The organism is Pseudomonas sp. PD9R (assembly GCF_019200975.1).
GTDB lineage: Bacteria > Pseudomonadota > Gammaproteobacteria > Pseudomonadales > Pseudomonadaceae > Aquipseudomonas.
On sequence record NZ_JAHTMR010000001.1, the window covers coordinates 168607 to 184877 of the forward strand.

Below are 16271 nucleotides of genomic sequence, written 5' to 3' on the forward strand. Positions count from 1 at the left end.
TAAGTTTTTTGAATTCCATGGCGGCCGTAGAAACATCCGAAAGAGCGCCGTCGGCGTCTAGAACGGATTTTCTTCTCGGAACTATATACCGTTAAAAGCGTTGTAATAAACAGATGGAGTTCTGTGAGGTTTAGTTGGATATGCACGAGCGCTGCGAGTGCACCCGTAGGGTCGGGTAGACCCATATGAACCGATTATAATTTTTAGGTTATAAATGTTTTTGGTACTGCTGGTAGCATTGGAAGAACCAAGCCAGCGTCTGAAAACTGATGGTTCTAGTAGTCTTGAAATCTAGATGTATTGCGCTGTCCAAATAGGGTTGTTGGTCGCTTCGCGACGTCATGCCTGCGGCATTCCGTTTGTCTTTGTTATTGGAATAGCTGTTCTGGTTCTAGAATGAGCTTGAACGCTTTTAGCTGTGATTTGTAAATGGATGCCTTATAGATCTTTAAGGGAACTGTTTACTTTTTAGAGTAGTCAGGTTCGGGTTTACAACCATTCCTCAAGGGTGTTTAACGATTTTGAGTTGGATGTCGAAGTAATAGTTGGACGAAGGGTTTTCGCATAATTGGAGATGGTCATTTTGTTCAGTCCAGTTATTCTTGCTACATCAACCTGTTTCATACCTGCTTTGAGCAGTTCAAGAGCTCGATCCTTTGCAGGATGGGGGGCGGGTCCTGGAATCTTCTTCACCTTGTAGGTTTTGGCCAGGCTATCGTCGAGAATTGCATCCGGAAGATATGTGTTTTGAAAAAACTGTGCTGTTTCGCTGTCTTGGACATACAAGTTAACAGGTTCGTTAGTTTCTTTGTTTCGCAGTGAAGTACGAAATGCATTCTGCAAGGTCATTTCCAGTTTATGTGTGAATTTCCAAGCCCTTTCCAGTTCTGCAATTGATCCATTGTATTTTTGGGCAATGAATTCAAGAGACCTGCGGGCAATTGGTGTCGGGTTGCCATGGAATATCATGAATGCGTTATGTGTGTGGCTAAAATTATTAAGGCCACGGCTATCAATTTTGCATTGTGTGAATTTATTTCCATGTGCTTGTTGTCCCCAGTTATACGAGAACATCAAACATTTTTGCTCATCACCTAAATGACTATCTATCAATTTCGTAATCGAATACAAGGTTTTGTGACCTTCATCAGATGTAGCATCCACTGAGTCCAAAACCCCTCGGGAACAGTAATTGTCGTCGGATAGCATGGGGTAGATAGTTACATCTTTGCAATTTTTGACATTGTTTGGGGCAAAGGACGACTTTTCATAAGTGAAGCCGTTTGCACGTGCAAACCAATCAAATAGTGATCCATCAAGAGTGGCTGAAAGTAGATGTACCTCTCGCGCAGCATGGAATCGTTCAAAGAATCCATATTCTTCGATAATGCGAATTATCGTTTTTGGATTGTCCTTGTTGGAGTTAGACTCCCCGTTTTTGTTTTGTGTGGTGTCAACAAAGACAGGGGTTTTATTGACAATCGCTTTATAGATGTCGTGCGTGGATGCCGCCAGAGTACTGTTAATTTTATTGTTGTACATGCCATTGTCTTTGTTGAAAGTGTTGATCTCATTTTTGATTGGTTCTTGCATGTTATTTTTAATTTGCAGCTGGCCCCCAATGTTTTCGACAAGTTCCAGTCGCCTAAGCTGTGTGTTATCGAACGTGGCATGTCTAAGGTTAATTGGCATTGGCAACTCATCAATGATAATAGTCCAGCTTCCTAAATACGTGGTTGAACACTTTTGGAAGCTTGCATGTTGGCAGATAATAAAATATTTGCTTTCTTTGGGATTTAGCATTTTATTCAATGTGGCTTCTGCCATTACCCCGTTCCGTGAATCAACTTTGATTGGTTTAATGGAGCTACTGATGTTGCTGATATCATCAAAAACCTGATCGGCAAGTGCAAATGTAGGTGCAACAAAAAGGACTTTCTTTCCAAGGCTAAGCATCCCAGGGATTGCTGCAAGAGCCGCTTTTGTTTTGCCGCTTCCGGGTATTGCGATTGCTGTGTAAATGATTTTTTTGTTCATTAAAACTTACCTTTTTTTGGCGGATAAAAGCCTGCTAAAAGTGATGGGTGTCCATCTCTTTCAGTCGGCTGCTTTCGATTTGAGAGCAGCGTACACCATGATCGAGAAGTCCTAAACAGATTTTGGATGAATATTTGCTTTTTGTTAAACTTTTAGGGGGTTAGGTATGGTTATGTTGTTTGTATCAAATATGGATTTGATTAAATCGTTATGGCGGCTGTTTTGTTGATATTGTGGGGTGGTGTTAGTTCTGTGTTTTTTAATTTGATGTAATTGTTTTGGGTGCCTTCGTGGGGTTGTAAAGTTCCGCAGGCACGTTTTTTATTTTCCTGGGATCATGTCGACCAGCAAGCTGATGTCAGTCATCGTTGGTCTCCGTATCCATGGATGTTTGGTTTGTATGGCAAAGCTCGGCTACTTGGACTTGAGGTCCCAGTTCAATGTGTCGCAGTGCGTCTACCATAGCCTTCAACGGGCTGCGACTGCCGTAGATGCTGAACGTCACTGCACCGTCCTCGTGTCCTGCAATTCGCTTAATTAGAGAGTCTTGAACCCCGGAGTCCCGAAGATCATCGATGAGCGTATGTCGAAAACTGTGGAATGTTTTCCTGGGGTCAGTAATTCCGCGTTTTTTCTTGTAACGTCCGAACCACTTCGACGGCGCATGGCCCAGCTTTCCCCGTATTGGTTCAAGTCCATGAAATAGGCGATCTGCCCCGGTGCCCCTGACTGACTCAACGTGGCCCAGAAGACCCAGTTCGATCAGGGTAGGGTGGATGGGTAGCAAACGGCGACTGCTGGCGTTCTTGAGGTTCTGGCCTTCGCTGTTGTCATCAATGCGGATGCATTGAATGCCCTGTTGTTCAATGAAGTCATCCACACGCAGTTGGCAGAGTTCTTCCAGTCTTGCCCCGGTGGCTCGCCCAAGCAGCGGCAGCCAGTAACGCCATGGATGCTTGCGGGCTTCTGCTTTGAGTTCCGCCAGATCCAGTAGGATGGTCAGATCCTGTCGATCAAATGACAACCGGGCTTCCTTGGCAGGCCCGGTCATGACCTTGAGTCCCAGCAATGGGTTGTCCGCTACATATCCATTTGTCTTGCACCAGTTCATGAATGCCGAGAGCTTACGTAAGCGGTTGTTCACGGTAACGGCGGTGATGGTCTTGTAAGTGGCGCCTGACTCAACGACCTGCTTCAGGGTCTTGCCTTCATATTCGGGGCGTAGGCCGAAGTACTGTGGACAGCGACAGAGACGATCTTTCAATAGTCGGGCTTGCTGTACGTCGAATGCTTCAACGGGCATGTCGCCCATCAGTTCGAACAAATCTCGTATTGAGCGTTCAACTTCGTGGGTGCTGACCTCACGCCACGTGCCACCACGTTTTCCCTCTTCTATATAGAGCTTGGACAAGTTGGCGAGCGTAGGGCCGTCACTGTTCCGCATCACGGCATTGGTTGGCGTTTTCCGTACAGCAGGTGGGATCGTTGGTGAGGGGGCAGAGTCTCGCCACTCCGAACACAGCCTACGCAGCGTCTGAAGGTCAGCCATGGGGTGGGCGTTCAAGTGGCTGTGGACTTGCTGGGCGAGTGAGGTCGCCAGGAAGAGTGCGTGTTGACGATGCCGAATGTTCAGGCTCAAACGCAAGGTGTGACACCTCGGGAAGAGATGCTCGGGTAGCCTGAGATTCAGGTAATAGACGGGTCCACGGCGGGTTATGTAGGCCATGTTGTACACCTGTGTTGTACAGCAAAGTTGTACAGTGCTGACTACACCCCGTTTTCTGACTGCCCGTGCAGCGAGTTTGCACGGTAGAAATATTGCAACCCAAAGAGCCTGAAACCCTGACCCCATCGGTCCCCCCGCAACGATTACCCGTGAACCTGGTCAGATCCGGAAGGAAGCAGCCACAGCGGGAACATTGTGTGCCGGGGTGTGGCTGGTGGGGTTGCCTCCATAACGCACCGCGAGTCCTCACTCGCGTTATCTGATCAAAAACACTTCTATTGCACTGCCATGGATTTCATCCATCGCGGTTTTTTTTCGTCTTCGATTTGTGTGACGCATAAAAAGGAGGCCGACCTGTCGAGTGCGACAAGTCGGCCTCCTTTTTCTTTTCTGGCACTAAGGCTTGGACAAGGCCTGGTCAACCGCTGCAATCAGCTTTCCCAGATCCTTCGGGGTGGCTTTATGAATGACATCGAACAGATACGCCCGCTGTTCGTCTTCATCGCCGAGGTCGGCAAAAAAGGCTTTCAGCTTCACGCCCAGCACATCGGCAAGCAGGAAGAGTACGTCCACGCTGGGGGTATAGGTGCCGGTTTCGAAGCGGCTGATGGTTTTAGGGTCAAAACCGGTTCTTTCGCCAAGTTCAGCCTGAGTAAGCCCCGCGACCTTTCGGTAGCGCCGGATGGCCGGACCCAAACTTGAAATTTGCATTGCTCAATTCCCATTTACAATCAAGAACTTAACGATAGATTTTTGCATTAGACAACGGCATGATTCATCACCTTGCTTTGCAAAATGTGATGCATTTCGTAGAATCGCCGCCCAAACGGGGCTTTTAGTCACCTGTTCTCAGAAGTTTGAGTGATGTTAAACGGCCATGGCTGCACTTTCTCGCACGGTTGCGAGCGCGCCTGGTTGGCTCTGAAAACCTCCCGAATTTACCATTAGTGGTGTTGCTGCCTTAAACGGTTCCACCGCCAGCGACAGCGAGCCTGACTCATGGATGAGAAGTACCGCAGGGCAGTGGATGCCGCCGCGATTTTTTCCGAGACCGACCTGGCCGGCCGGATCACCCACGTCAATGATCAGTTCTGCGCAGTGTCCGGCTACAGCCGTGAGGAACTGCTCGGGCAGAACCATCGTATGCTTAATTCCGGCATGCATTCCGCAGAATTTTTCGCCGGGATGTGGCGCACCATCGCCTTGGGCAATGTATGGAAGGGCGAGATCTGCAATCGCGCCAAAGACGGCAGCTTGTATTGGGTTGAAAGCACCATGGTGCCGGTACTCGATAACGCCAACGGGCGAGTCGAGCGCTATTTATCGATTCGTTTCGACATCAGTGAAAAACGCCAGCTTCTGCACTCCCTGCAATGGCGGGTCGGGCATGACGTGCTGACCGGGCTGCCAAACCGGGCGTTTCTATCGGATTTGCTGGATCAGGCGCTGGAGTTCTCGCGCCAGGAAAGTATTCCGCTGGCGGTGTGCATGCTCGACCTCGACGGCTTCAAGGCCGTCAACGATGGTTACGGGCATGCCAGTGGCGATTTGTTGCTGGTGGAAGTGGCCAAGCGCCTGCGCGGTATCGTTCGCGGTGAGGACGTAGTCGCGCGACTGGCCGGCGACGAGTTCGTGCTGGTGTTGCGTTATGTGCGCGACTTGCCGGAACTGCGTGCGGCGCTGAACCGGGTGCTGGCAACCATCTCGGCGCCGTACTCACTGCACGGCAAAGACATCCATGTGTACGCCAGCATCGGCGTGACGCTGTTTCCCCACGATAACGAAGATGCCGAAACCCTGCTGCGTCACGCTGATCAGGCCATGTATGTGGCCAAGCAAAGTGGTCGCAAACGCTTTCATTTATTCGATGTATCCCGGGATCGCGAGGTCAAGGCCACTCATCAGACGGTTGAGCGGGTGCGCCAGGCGCTGGCGGCCGATGAGTTGCGTCTGCATTTTCAGCCCAAGGTCAACATGCGGCGTGGCCAGGTCGTCGGTTTCGAAGCGCTGTTGCGTTGGGCGCATCCGCAGGATGGCATGGTCGCCGCCCGGGAGTTTTTGCCGTTGGTAGAAGAGACGGACCTGATCATTGATATTGGTGAATGGGTCATGGAGCAGGTGCTGTCGCAGTTGGATCAGTGGCGACAGGCCGGGCATGACTGGCCGGTGAGTATCAATATTGCGGCGCGGCATTTTCAGCGTGCAGACTTTGTCGATCGCCTGGGAGATGTGCTGGCGCGGCATTCACAGGTTGCACCGCAAAGGCTGGACCTGGAGATCGTCGAGTCGGTTGCCATTGAGAACATTCAGCACGTCAGCGATTGTTTGCAGGCTTGCCAGGCGCTGGGTGTGCAGTTTTCATTGGGGGATTTTGGCACCGGTTACTCGTCACTGAGTTACCTCAAACGGTTGCGCACCCAAACCATCAAGATCGATAAGTCTTTCGTGCGCGACATTCTTCATGACCGCGACGACCTTGCTCTGACGACGGCAGTGATCGGCCTGGCCCGTGCGTTTGACCGTCAGGTGATTGCCGAGGGGCTGGAGAGTGTCGAGCACGGTGAGTTGTTGCTGCAACTGGGCTGTGAGGTGGCGCAGGGCTATTTCATTGCGCGGCCGATGCCGGCAGCGGAGGTACCGGATTGGGTGGCCGGTTTTGTTGCGCCGGTGCAGTGGAGGGTGCTGGATGAAACGGCTTGATTGTTAAATCAACACTTCACCTTGCAGGCGCGAGCCTGTTCGCGAAGGCTGCAGCACATTCAGCATCAACTGGACTGAAAAACTGCTATCGCGAGCAGGCTCGCTCCCACAGGCTATGGGTTGGTTTCAGTCTTGCCGCCGATGTAGAGCCGAATGATGTCATCAATTTCCCCAGACATTTTCATCCGCAGCAACGTGCGCAGGATCCGCTGCACCGGCACGCCGGGGTCGTTGCGCACATAGCAACCAACGTTTTGCTCCTGCAGCACCGCCACACTCTGCAATTGCTGCTCGGGCATCAGGCGCTGATTGAACCAGTCCAGCGTCCATTGATTGCTGACGGCATAGCGATTGCGCCCGGCCTGGAGTTTTTCCAGCACCTGCTCCTGATTGCGGGCGTCGTCGCGGTGCAACCGGTTGCTGTCGAACAGCGGTTGCAGGGTCGGGTAGCTGTAACCAAGCACGGTACCGATGGATTGGGGCGTCAAGTTCGCCGGAATAATGGTGGCAGACGGGGCGGGGCGGCTGATCAGCATGTCCGGTTGGGACCAGAGCGGGATACTCCAGATGTAATCACCTGACTGGTTCGGCATCCAGGATTGTGCGGCGTAGCAGCGGACATCAACCTCGCCATGCTCCATCGCGTTTTGCACCCGTGCCCGAGGCAATACATGGAACTCCGCCGGTACGCCGACCTGGGTCGCCAGGCTCAGCATCACGTCGTACAGGATGCCTTGAGTCGGCCGGCCTCGTTCCAGCTGCACCATCGGCATCGCCCAACTGTCGGGCACTACAAAGCGCAACGGCGCGCCAGCTGCGGTGCCGTCCAAGCTGATCAACAGCAGTGCCCCCAAGGCCAACCGCATAAACGCTCCGCTATTTTTGAAACTAAAAGCCCCCAAAATGCAGCTTAGCCAGATTAGGCGAGCACACCGGATGCAATTTTGGCCTTGCTCCGCTAGCATTAGCCGCTTCAGCTTCCTTCGTGGCGACGGTTTTCGATGAGTTATCAGGTTCTTGCACGTAAATGGCGTCCGCGCTCGTTCCGCGAAATGGTCGGCCAGACCCATGTGCTCAAGGCTCTGATCAATGCCTTGGACAGCCAGCGGCTGCACCACGCCTACCTGTTCACCGGTACGCGCGGGGTCGGCAAGACCACCATCGCGCGGATCATCGCCAAATGCCTGAACTGTGAAACAGGTATCACTTCAACGCCTTGTGGCGAGTGTTCGGTGTGCCGCGAGATCGATGAGGGCCGTTTCGTCGACCTGATCGAGATCGACGCCGCGAGCCGCACCAAGGTCGAGGACACCCGCGAGCTGCTCGATAACGTGCAGTACGCGCCGAGCCGTGGGCGCTTCAAGGTCTACCTGATCGACGAAGTGCACATGCTTTCCAGCCATTCCTTCAATGCGCTGCTGAAAACCCTCGAAGAGCCGCCACCCTACGTCAAGTTCATCCTGGCCACCACTGACCCGCAGAAACTTCCTGCAACGATTCTGTCGCGGTGCCTGCAGTTCTCTCTGAAGAACATGACCCCGGAGCGTGTCGTCGAGCATTTGACCCACGTGCTGGGCGTCGAAAAGGTGCCGTTCGAAGACGATGCGCTGTGGTTGCTGGGCCGCGCTGCCGATGGTTCGATGCGCGACGCGATGAGCCTGACCGATCAGGCGATCGCCTTCGGTGAAGGCAAGGTCATGGCCGCCGATGTGCGGGCGATGCTCGGGACCCTCGATCATGGTCAGGTCTATGACGTCCTGCATGCGCTGATCGAAGGTGACGCCAAGGCGTTGCTCGAAGCTGTCCGTCATCTGGCCGAACAAGGCCCGGACTGGAGCGGCGTGCTCTCGGAAATTCTCAATGTTTTGCATCGTGTCGCCATCGCCCAGGCCTTGCCTGAAGGCGTCGACAACGGCCACGGCGACCGCGATCGGGTATTGGCGTTGGCCCAAGCGCTGCCGGCCGAAGATGTGCAGTTCTACTACCAGATGGGCCTGATCGGCCGCCGCGATTTGCCGCTGGCACCAGACCCGCGAGGTGGTTTCGAAATGGTGCTGCTGCGGATGCTCGCGTTCCGCCCCGCCGACACCGCGGATGCCCCGAGGCACCCGCTAAAGCCAGTGGGGATCAGTCAGGCCACGATTGATTCCGCCAAATCAGTGGCTGCCACGCCGGTTGCTGCGTCGGTAGTCGCTGCGGCAGCTGCCCCCGTCGAGCCTGTACCGCTCGTTGCTCCGATGCCAGCGCCTGTGGCTGAGCCGGTTGTGCCGGCGGTTGTGCCCGAGGCCGTGGTTGAAGCGGTCGTCGAAGCGGTCGTGGTCGAAGAAGTGGTCGACTTGCCGTGGAATGATCCGGTCGAGCCTGCGCCTGTCCAGCAGCCAGCGGTCGAGCCGGTACTGGAAACCGCCAGCGAACAACCCGAATTGCCACCGATGCCGCTGCCAACGCCGGACAGCGCGGTGCCGGACGCGCCAGAGTGGGCCGCCGCGCCGATTCCAGAGCCGTCCGTGGCCGACGTCGATGCTGCCACGCCGGGCATGGATCAGGACGACGAGCCGCCGCTGGACGAGGACTATATCGAGCCAGACATGGACTCGGCCTACAGCTACCTCGATGAGCTGGCCAGCGAGCACGCCGCCGAGCCAGCCGCAGAACCGGAACCCGAGCCTGCTGCCGCGCCAGCCACGGGATTGGCCTTGCAATGGCTGGAGCTGTTCCCGAACCTGCCGATTTCCGGCATGACCGGCAGCATCGCCGCCAACTGCACGCTAATCGCTGTGGATGGCGACAACTGGCTGTTGCACCTGGACCCGGCCCACAGCGCCTTGTTCAACGCGACCCAGCAACGTCGGCTCAACGATGCGTTGAACCAGTATCACGGGCGCACGCTGACCCTGACCATGGAGCTGATCAAGCCCGAGCAGGAAACCCCGGCCCAGGCAGCATCTCGCCGTCGTGCCAACCGTCAGCGCGAAGCCGAGGAGTCGATCCACGGTGATCCGTTCATCCAGCAAATGATGCAGCAGTTCGGTGCGGTGGTCCGTAACGATACTATTGAACCTGTCGAAGCCCTGGTCAGTCAGGGCTAGTTAACTGAAGGCGTTCGGCCAAAAGGGCCGGGCGCTGTTTTAATCCAAGTACTTTGAGGTGATTACCATGATGAAAGGTGGCATGGCCGGCCTGATGAAGCAGGCGCAGCAAATGCAGGAAAAAATGGCCAAGATGCAGGAAGAGCTGGCCAACGCCGAAGTCATCGGTAAAGCCGGTGGCGATATGGTCACCGTGGTGATGACCGGTCGTCACGACGTCAAGCGCGTGACCATCGACCCAAGCCTGGTCGAAGGCCTGAGCGAAGATGACAAAGAGATGCTGGAGGCGGTGTTCGCAGCGGCCGTCAATGACGCCGTGCGCAAGATCGAAGCCAACAGCCAGGACAAAATGTCCGGCATGACCGCTGGCATGCAACTGCCACCGGGCATGAAACTGCCGTTCTGATTCGCTAAAGCGTGTTGGATGGGCTACAAAAAATGCCAGGCATCGCGCCTGGCATTTTTGTATCGGGTCGAGATCGTTTTCGCGGGCAAGCCTCGCTCCTACAGGTTTCGGTTGTTTGCGGATGTTCGGCACACCATAAACCTGTAGGAGCGAGGCTTGCCCGCGAAACGGTCGACCCAGTCTTGCGGGAAGAAACATCGAACGCGCCACCGCCCTCACGGTCTGCTCCCTAAACCGCCCAATTCATCGATCAAAGGAGACGCTCACATGCCAGACGCATTGATCCTCAACCAACGTATCGTCCTGGCCTCGCGCCCGGTTGGCGCACCGACGCCGGAGAATTTCCGCCTGGAACGGGTCGCGTTGCCCGAGCTGGCTGACGGTCAGGTGCTGCTCAAAACCCTCTATCTGTCGCTGGACCCCTACATGCGCGGGCGCATGAGTGACGCGCCGTCCTACGCAGCACCGGTACAAATCGGTGAGGTGATGACCGGTGGCGCTGTCAGCCGCGTCGAGCGCTCGCTCAATCCAAAATTCCAGGAAGGTGATCTGGTGGTGGGCGCCACGGGCTGGCAAAGCCACAGCATCAATGACGGTCGCAGCATCATTCCGGTGCCCTCAGGTCTGCCAAGCCCGTCAATGGCCCTCGGCGTCCTCGGCATGCCGGGCATGACCGCTTACATGGGCTTGATGGACATCGGCCAGCCGAAGTCCGGTGAGACGCTTGTGGTCGCAGCCGCGTCGGGTGCGGTGGGTTCAGTGGTCGGGCAAGTGGCCAGGATCAAAGGCCTGCGCGTAGTGGGCGTGGCCGGCGGCGCGGAGAAATGTCGCTATGTGATCGAAGAGTTGGGCTTCGATGCTTGCGTCGACCACAAGAGTCCGGACTTTGTTGATGAGCTCGCCCAGGCTTGCCCCAAAGGCATCGACATCTATTACGAAAACGTCGGTGGCAAAGTGTTCGACGCTGTAGTGCCGCTGCTCAACCCCAAGGCGCGAATTCCACTGTGTGGGCTGATTGCGTCCTACAACGCCACCGAGGCGCCAAGCGGGCCGGATCGCTTACCGTTATTGCAGCGCGCGCTGTTGACCAAGCGTGTGCGAATTCAGGGCTTCATCGTGTTCGACGATTACGGTGATCGTCAGCCGGAATTCGTCAGCGCCATGGCGCCTTGGGTGCGCGATGGCAAGGTCAAGTTTCGAGAAGACGTGGTCGATGGCCTGGAGCAAGCGCCCGAGGCGTTCATCGGTCTGCTGGAAGGACGCAACTTCGGCAAACTGGTGGTTCGGGTTGCAAAAGACTGAGTAATTGACGGTCATACGAGGCGCGGGTATAAACCGCGTCTCGTTGTTTTGTCGGACTTTTTCCCCATGAGCTTCAGCCCTTTGATTCGCCAACTGATCGATGCCCTGCGAATTTTGCCCGGTGTAGGTCAGAAAACCGCCCAGCGCATGGCGTTGCAGTTGCTCGAACGTGATCGTAGCGGCGGCTCGCGACTGGCGCTGGCCCTGAGCCAGGCCATGGAAGGCGTCGGTCATTGCCGTTTATGCCGTACGCTGACCGAAGATGACCTCTGCCCGCAATGCGCCGATACCCGTCGCGACGACACCTTGCTTTGCGTGGTGGAAGGGCCTATGGATGTCTACGCTGTGGAGCAGACCGGTTTCCGCGGTCGCTATTTCGTACTCAAGGGCCACCTGTCGCCGCTCGACGGGCTAGGCCCGGAAGCCATCGGCATTCCGCAATTGATGACGCGGATCGAAGAGGCGGGCACGTTCACTGAAGTCATCCTCGCCACCAACCCGACCGTGGAAGGTGAAGCCACCGCACACTACATCGCCCAGTTGCTCAGCAACAAAGGCCTGATCGCCTCGCGCATTGCCCACGGCGTGCCGTTGGGTGGCGAGCTGGAGTTAGTGGATGGCGGGACGCTGGCGCATTCGTTTGCGGGGCGTAAGCCGATCACTCTGTAATAAAAATCAAAAGATCGCAGCCTGCGGCAGGGTGTACGCCATCCTCATGCAGGAGCTGCCGCAGGCTGCGATCTTTTGATCTGTCTTCTCTCTTGTAAACCAAGCAAGCGCTCGGTTAACTTCGCTGAACCCTTCAGTGGAGTTCGCCGATGCCTGCCTTTCAGGAATACTTCGACCCCAGCCACCAATTGGTCCGCGACAGCGTCAGACGTTTCGTCGAGCGCGAGATACTTCCGGACATTGACCAGTGGGAAGAAGCTGAAAGCTTTCCCCGGGAGCTCTACCTCAAGGCCGGTGCGGCGGGGATTCTCGGCATCGGTTACCCGGAGGCGTTCGGCGGTAGCCACGAAGGTGACCTGTTCGCCAAAGTGGCTGCCAGCGAAGAATTGATGCGCTGCGGCTCGGGTGGCTTGGTGGCGGGACTTGGGTCGCTGGACATCGGCTTGCCGCCGATCCTCAAGTGGGCCAGGCCTGAAGTCCGTGACCGGGTAGTGCCGCAGGTGTTGTCAGGCGAGAAAATCAGCGCCCTGGCCATCACCGAGCCCGGCGGCGGCTCCGACGTCGCCAACCTGCAAACCCGCGCCGTGCGTGACGGCGATTTCTACCGGGTCAGCGGCAGTAAAACCTTTATTACCAGCGGCGTGCGTGCGGATTTCTATACCGTCGCCGTGCGTACCGGTGAGCCGGGTTTTTCCGGTATCAGTTTGTTGTTGATCGAGAAGGGCACGCCCGGTTTCACCGTGGGGCGGCAATTGAAGAAAATGGGCTGGTGGGCGTCGGACACGGCCGAATTGTTCTTCGATGATTGCCGGGTGCCTGTAGGCCATTTGATCGGCAGCGAGAACATGGGCTTCGCCTGCATCATGGGCAACTTTCAGAGTGAACGCCTTGCCCTGGCCCTGATGGCCAACATGACCGCGCAGCTAGCGCTGGAGGAAAGCCTGAAATGGGCACGGCAGCGTGAAGCATTCGGCAAACCCATCGGCAAATTCCAGGTGATCAAGCACCGCCTCGCCGAGATGGCGACAGCATTGGAGGTTTCACGGGAGTTCACCTACCGGCAGGCGGCGAAAATGGCGGCGGGGCAGAGCGTGATCAAGGAAATCTCCATGGCCAAGAACTTCGCGACCGATACGGCAGACCGGATCACCACGGATGCCGTGCAGATATTGGGTGGTATGGGGTATATGCGCGAGAGTCTGGTAGAGCGGCTGTACCGCGATAACCGGATTCTTTCGATCGGTGGCGGTACGCGGGAAGTGATGAACGAAATCATCAGTAAGCAGATGGGGCTTTAGAGGCAAAAAATCGCAGCCTTCGGCAGCTCCTGCAGGGTGTACGTCATCCCAATGTAGGAACTGCCGAAGTCTGCGATCTTTTGATTTCTGCTACTTATCGCTCAACGCAAACTGCGTCAGGCAAAAGGTCGGGATACCCATGTCTTCCAGGCGCTGCGAACCACCCAACTCCGGCAGGTCGATGATCGCCGCCGCTTCATGCACCCGTGCACCCATGCGACGAATCAGGTTCGCCGCCGCAATCAGGGTGCCACCGGTAGCGATCAGGTCATCGAACATCACTACCGAATCACCCTCACACAGACTGTCGGCGTGGACTTCGAGAAATGCTTCACCGTATTCGGTCGCATAACCTTCGGCCAATACATCGGCCGGCAACTTGCCTTGTTTGCGGAACAGCACCAGCGGCTTGTTCAACTGATAGGCCAGCACCGAGCCAATCAGGAAGCCACGCGCATCCATGGCGCCGATGTGGGTGAAGTCAGCCTCGACGTAACGATGGGCGAAGCTGTCCATCACCAGGCGCAGGGCGGTGGGCGACTGGAATAGCGGGGTGATGTCGCGAAAAATCACGCCCGGCTTGGGGAAGTCGATCACGGGGCGGATGAGGGATTTGATGTCGAAGGCATCGAAAGCCATAGTCGAAGAATCCTGGCAGGGCTGCAAACGTCGCAGTATAACGGCGGCCGAACGGTTTCGCTCAGCCGCGATCAACCCAATCAGCTTTCGATCGAACCGCCAGCCAGGGCACAAAGCTGGATCGGGTCCAGTATCCGGATTTCCTTGCCTTCGGCGGCGATCAGTTCGTTTTGCTGGAAGCGCGTGAACACCCGTGACACGGTTTCCACTGCCAGGCCCAGGTAGTTGCCGATTTCGTTGCGTGACATGCTCAGGCGGAACTGATTGGCCGAGAAACCCCGGGCGCGGAAACGTGCCGACAGGTTGACCAGGAAAGTGGCGATGCGCTCGTCGGCGGTTTTTTTCGACAGCAGCAACATCATCTGTTGATCGTCGCGGATCTCGCGACTCATCACCCGCATCAACTGGCGGCGCAGTTGCGGCAGTTGCAGAGCCAGTTCGTCGAGTCGCTCGAAGGGAATTTCGCAAACCGATGTGGTTTCCAGCGCTTGCGCCGACACCGGGTGCTTTTCGGTGTCCATGCCCGACAGACCGACCAGTTCACTCGGCAAGTGGAAACCGGTGAGCTGTTCTTCGCCGGCATCGCTCAGGTTGAACGTCTTCAGCGCACCGGAGCGTACGGCGTAAACCGAGTCGAACGTATCGCCTTGGCGAAACAGAAACTCGCCCTTTTTCAGCGGGCGACCACGCTTGACGATTTCGTCCAGCGCGTCCATGTCTTCCAGGTTCAGTGAAAGCGGCAAACACAGCGGGGCCAAGCTGCAATCCTTGCAATGGGCCTGATTATGAGCGCGCAATTTAACTGGCTCGGACATTTCTTCAATCCTTGTAGGAAAACACACATAAGATGTAAGGGTAACCCAGCAAAGGACATTGAGGCCAGCACGTGGCGGATTTGCCGCAGGCCTAGATGACCCGGGAAAACCGTCGGCGACTGTGTTGTTCCAGGTACACATCGAAAACCATGCACACCGAGCGTACCAGTAGACGGCCGGCAGGCAATACGGTGATTCCTTCGCTGTCGAGTTCGATCAGGCCGTCCTTGGCCATGTCGTGCAACTGCGGCCAAAGTTCGCCGAAATAGCCCTGGAAATCGATGTTGAAGGCGTGTTCGATCGGGACGAATTCGAGGCTGAAATTGCAGATCAATTGCTGAATCACCGTGCGCCGCAGACGATCATCGGCGTTGCATAGCAAGCCTCGACTGGTGGCCAATTGTGCGGACGCCAAGGCGTTCTGGTATTGAGCCAGGTCGCTGCTGTTCTGGCAGTACAAGTCGCCGATCTGGCTGATGGCCGATACGCCCAGGCCGATCAGATCGCAATGCCCGTGGGTGGTGTAGCCCTGGAAGTTGCGTTGCAAAGTCGATTCTTCCTGGGCAATCGCCAGCTCATCGTCGGGCAGGGCGAAGTGGTCCATTCCGATATAGCGGTAACCGGCGGTGGTCAGCTGTTCGATAGTGTGCTGGAGTATTTCCAGTTTCTGCGCGGGCGTCGGCAACTCATTACTGTTGATGCGGCGTTGCGGCATGAAACGTTCCGGCAAGTGCGCGTAGTTGAAGACCGAGAGCCGGTCCGGTTGCAAGGTGATGACCTCTTCGACGGTGCGGGCGAAGTTCTCCGGGGTCTGTTTCGGCAAACCGTAGATCAGGTCGATATTGATCGAGCGAAATTGCAGGGTGCGGGCCGCGTCGATGACTGCTCGGGTTTCCTCCAGGCTTTGCAGGCGATTGACTGCGCGCTGCACCGCCGGGTCGAGGTCTTGCAGGCCGATGCTGACCCGGTTGAAGCCCAATTCGCGCAGCAGACCCATGGTCGACCAGTCGGCTTCACGCGGGTCGATTTCGATGCCGTAGTCGCCGGAGTCGTCGTCCAGCAAGTTGAAGTGTTTGCGCAGGTGCGCCATCAACTGACGCAGTTCGTCGTGGCTGAGAAAAGTCGGCGTGCCGCCGCCGAAGTGCAGTTGCTCGACTTTTTGCGCTGGGTCGAGATGGCAGGCGATCAACTGGATTTCCTGTTCCAGTCGCTGCAAGTAGGGCAGTGCCCGGCCGCGATCCTTGGTGATGACTTTGTTACAGGCGCAGTAGTAACAAATGTTGGCGCAGAACGGCACGTGTACATACAGCGACAATGGGCGCTGAGCCTTGCGACTGTCGCGCAGGGCGTGAAAAAGGTCGAAGGTGCCGACCTGGCTGTTGAATTGAACGGCGGTCGGGTAGGAGGTATAGCGCGGTCCCGCCAGGTCATAGCGGCGGATCAGATCGGTGTCCCAACGAATGGCGTCGAGCAACATGCGGACATTCCCCCGGATAGGCTGGCAGTGTTGGCCAGTCTAGGGGGATGGACTTTTGTGGATCTTGATTTGCATCAAAAGGTTTTAAGATCAAAAGATCGCTCAGGTAGGAG

General features: G+C 56.1%; 13 protein-coding genes and 1 other RNA gene. 7 read left to right on the forward strand and 7 right to left on the reverse strand.

Annotated elements, in window-relative coordinates; translation table 11 throughout:
- Positions 1 to 489: 489 nt before the first annotated feature.
- Positions 490 to 2037, reverse strand: a complete 1548-nt coding sequence (locus tag KUF73_RS00740) for a DEAD/DEAH box helicase (protein WP_218436140.1) — start codon at positions 2035 to 2037, stop codon at positions 490 to 492.
- A gap of 358 nt (positions 2038 to 2395) precedes the next feature.
- A complete protein-coding gene (locus KUF73_RS00745; protein ID WP_218436141.1) occupies positions 2396 to 3763 on the reverse strand; it encodes a site-specific integrase in 1368 nt (455 codons plus the stop codon).
- Positions 3764 to 3886: 123 nt separating this feature from the next.
- Here KUF73_RS00745 and ffs point away from each other — a divergent pair.
- An RNA gene (ffs, locus tag KUF73_RS00750) (signal recognition particle sRNA small type) lies at positions 3887 to 3983 on the forward strand.
- A gap of 176 nt (positions 3984 to 4159) precedes the next feature.
- Here the strand turns inward: ffs and KUF73_RS00755 are convergent.
- Positions 4160 to 4474: a helix-turn-helix domain-containing protein gene (locus tag KUF73_RS00755; protein ID WP_218436142.1), complete on the reverse strand. Its 315-nt coding sequence runs from the start codon at positions 4472 to 4474 to the stop codon at positions 4160 to 4162.
- Between the two features lie 288 nt (positions 4475 to 4762).
- Here KUF73_RS00755 and KUF73_RS00760 point away from each other — a divergent pair, with 288 nt between their 5' ends.
- The gene (locus KUF73_RS00760; RefSeq protein ID WP_218436143.1) at positions 4763 to 6463 is read left to right on the forward strand and encodes a bifunctional diguanylate cyclase/phosphodiesterase; all 1701 of its coding nucleotides are present in this window, start codon (positions 4763 to 4765) and stop codon (positions 6461 to 6463) included.
- Positions 6464 to 6576: 113 nt separating this feature from the next.
- Here the strand turns inward: KUF73_RS00760 and KUF73_RS00765 are convergent, their stop codons facing one another.
- Positions 6577 to 7329 carry an ABC transporter substrate-binding protein gene (locus KUF73_RS00765; protein WP_218436144.1) on the reverse strand — a complete coding sequence of 251 codons (753 nt, stop codon included), beginning with the start codon at positions 7327 to 7329 and terminating at the stop codon, positions 6577 to 6579.
- 135 nt (positions 7330 to 7464) lie between these two features.
- Between KUF73_RS00765 and dnaX the strand changes: the two genes are divergently transcribed.
- The 5 genes from dnaX (at position 7465) to KUF73_RS00790 (ending at position 13227) form a co-directional block, all read left to right on the forward strand.
- Positions 7465 to 9552 (forward strand): DNA polymerase III subunit gamma/tau, encoded by a 2088-nt coding sequence (gene dnaX / locus KUF73_RS00770; protein WP_218436145.1) that lies wholly within the window; start codon positions 7465 to 7467, stop codon positions 9550 to 9552.
- A 67-nt stretch (positions 9553 to 9619) separates the two neighbouring features.
- On the forward strand, positions 9620 to 9958 hold the full coding sequence (locus KUF73_RS00775; protein WP_218436146.1) for a YbaB/EbfC family nucleoid-associated protein: 339 nt from the start codon (positions 9620 to 9622) through the stop codon (positions 9956 to 9958).
- Positions 9959 to 10225: 267 nt separating this feature from the next.
- Positions 10226 to 11260 carry an NADP-dependent oxidoreductase gene (locus KUF73_RS00780; RefSeq protein WP_218436147.1) on the forward strand — a complete coding sequence of 345 codons (1035 nt, stop codon included), beginning with the start codon at positions 10226 to 10228 and terminating at the stop codon, positions 11258 to 11260.
- A 66-nt stretch (positions 11261 to 11326) separates the two neighbouring features.
- Positions 11327 to 11929, forward strand: a complete 603-nt coding sequence (gene recR, locus KUF73_RS00785; RefSeq protein WP_218436148.1) for a recombination mediator RecR — start codon at positions 11327 to 11329, stop codon at positions 11927 to 11929.
- 149 nt (positions 11930 to 12078) lie between these two features.
- On the forward strand, positions 12079 to 13227 hold the full coding sequence (locus KUF73_RS00790; RefSeq protein ID WP_218436149.1) for an acyl-CoA dehydrogenase family protein: 1149 nt from the start codon (positions 12079 to 12081) through the stop codon (positions 13225 to 13227).
- 90 nt (positions 13228 to 13317) lie between these two features.
- On the opposite strand, the gene KUF73_RS00795 is transcribed toward KUF73_RS00790, so the two are convergent.
- From KUF73_RS00795 to hemN, 3 genes are all read right to left on the reverse strand, one after another.
- Complete coding sequence (locus KUF73_RS00795) at positions 13318 to 13866, reverse strand: adenine phosphoribosyltransferase (RefSeq protein ID WP_218436150.1); 549 nt, start codon at positions 13864 to 13866, stop codon at positions 13318 to 13320.
- An 80-nt stretch (positions 13867 to 13946) separates the two neighbouring features.
- A complete protein-coding gene (gene fnr, locus KUF73_RS00800) occupies positions 13947 to 14681 on the reverse strand; it encodes a fumarate/nitrate reduction transcriptional regulator Fnr (RefSeq protein WP_218436151.1) in 735 nt (244 codons plus the stop codon).
- A 91-nt stretch (positions 14682 to 14772) separates the two neighbouring features.
- Entirely contained in the window at positions 14773 to 16155 is a 1383-nt protein-coding gene (hemN, locus tag KUF73_RS00805) for an oxygen-independent coproporphyrinogen III oxidase (RefSeq protein ID WP_218436823.1), read from the reverse strand.
- Positions 16156 to 16271 lie beyond the last annotated feature (116 nt).